At 61.7% G+C, this 1,469-nt stretch carries 1 protein-coding gene; it reads right to left on the reverse strand.

Annotation, left to right across the window (positions count from 1 at the left end):
* Positions 1-38: 38 nt before the first annotated feature.
* On the reverse strand, positions 39-1,406 hold the full coding sequence (locus tag E3T46_RS14360) for an IS256 family transposase (RefSeq protein WP_134579066.1): 1,368 nt from the start codon (positions 1,404-1,406) through the stop codon (positions 39-41).
* Between the last annotated feature and the right edge of the window lie 63 nt (positions 1,407-1,469).

The following is a 1,469-nucleotide window of genomic DNA, read 5'->3' on the forward strand; positions in this document are numbered from 1 at the left end:
GAGCCTGTCAAATCTTTTGTGTAAGTGTTGGGAATTGGTTAGAGGTGGGGGTTGATTCGGTCGGGGTAAATCATCACGAGCTGGCTGAGGGCTTGCTTCCAATTCGTGGTGACTTGGCCTTCGACGAGGCGGCCTTCGGCGTTGCGTTTGACGCCTGCGGCTCGACCTCGTTCCTTGGCTCGGTCGCGGGCTCGTTTGTCTTCGATGTTGCAGATGGCCAGCCAGAGCATCTTGATGACGGCGTCGTCGTTGGGGAAGTGGCCACGATTCTTAGTTACTTTCCGCAGTTGGAAATTCAATGATTCGATGCTGTTCGTCGTGTAAATCACCCGCCTCAGCTCGGGCGGAAACGCGAGGAACGGGGTGAAACGTTCCCAGGCATCTTCGAACGTTTTGACGGCCGTGGGGTATTTCACGCCCCGCGGCGACGCCGCGAACTCGGTCAGGGCGTCCCAAGCCGTCTCGGCGTCAGCGGCGGTATAGATCGGCTTGAGCGCGGCCGCGACGGCCCGGCGATCGTTGTAGCCGACGAACCGTAACGCCGCCCGCAGCAGGTGCACGACACACGTCTGAACGGTCGCTTGCGGCCAGGTCGTTTCGATCGCCTCGGGGAACCCGGTCAAGCCATCGCAGCAGACGATGAGGACGTCCTTCACGCCGCGGTTGGCCAGCTGCGCGCAGACACTGGCCCAGAATTTGGCACCCTCGGTATCCTGCACCCAGATGCCCAACACATGCTTGATGCCGTCCATGTCGACGCCGACAGCGATGTGCGCGGCCTTGTTGCGCACGTGCCCGCCGTCCCGAACTTTGACGATCAGCGCGTCCAGATAGATCACCGGGTAGAGCGCCTCCAGCGGGCGGCGCTGCCATTCCAGGACCGCGTCAAGGACCGCGTCGGTGATCTTCGAGATCGTCTCGTGGGACAGCTCGGTGCCGATCGTGGAGACGAGGTGGTGCTGGATATCGCGCACCGTCATCCCGCCGGCATAAAGCGAGATGATCATGTCGTCCAGGCCGCCGAGGCGCCGCTCACCCTTGGGCACCAAACGGGGAGTAAAGCTCCCGTCGCGGTCCCGCGGGATGTCCAACTCCAGATCGCCGACCTCGGCCGCGACCGTCTTCGCTGACGTTCCATTTCGCGAATTCGCATAGAACCTAGCTTCGGGGTCGCCCTTGTCATAGCCGAGGTGCTCGGTCAGCTCGGCCTGCAAGCCGCGCTCGAGGGCTGCTTTAATCAGGCCGGGCACTAACCCGCCCTCGCCGGTAAGTTGCATCGTGCCGGCATCGATCTTCGCGAAGAGACCATCGAGAGCGCCGCTATCGCGCAACTCCTTGATCGCATCGGCGGCCGCACGCTGGGCCGGGGACTTCGGTGCTTTCAGCTTCTCAGTTCGTTCTGTCATGACCATTAGTGTCACTCCTTCAAATAGATCCGCAACCCCTTACACAGACCATCTGACACCCTC

The organism is Cryobacterium sp. Hh11 (genome assembly GCF_004404045.1).
Classification (GTDB): domain Bacteria; phylum Actinomycetota; class Actinomycetes; order Actinomycetales; family Microbacteriaceae; genus Cryobacterium; species Cryobacterium levicorallinum.

Coding starts and splice junctions, on each gene's coding strand:
- E3T46_RS14360 (WP_134579066.1), bottom strand. CDS start 1,406: ATGACAGAACGAACTGAGAAGCTGAAAGCACCGAAGTCCCCGGCCCAG.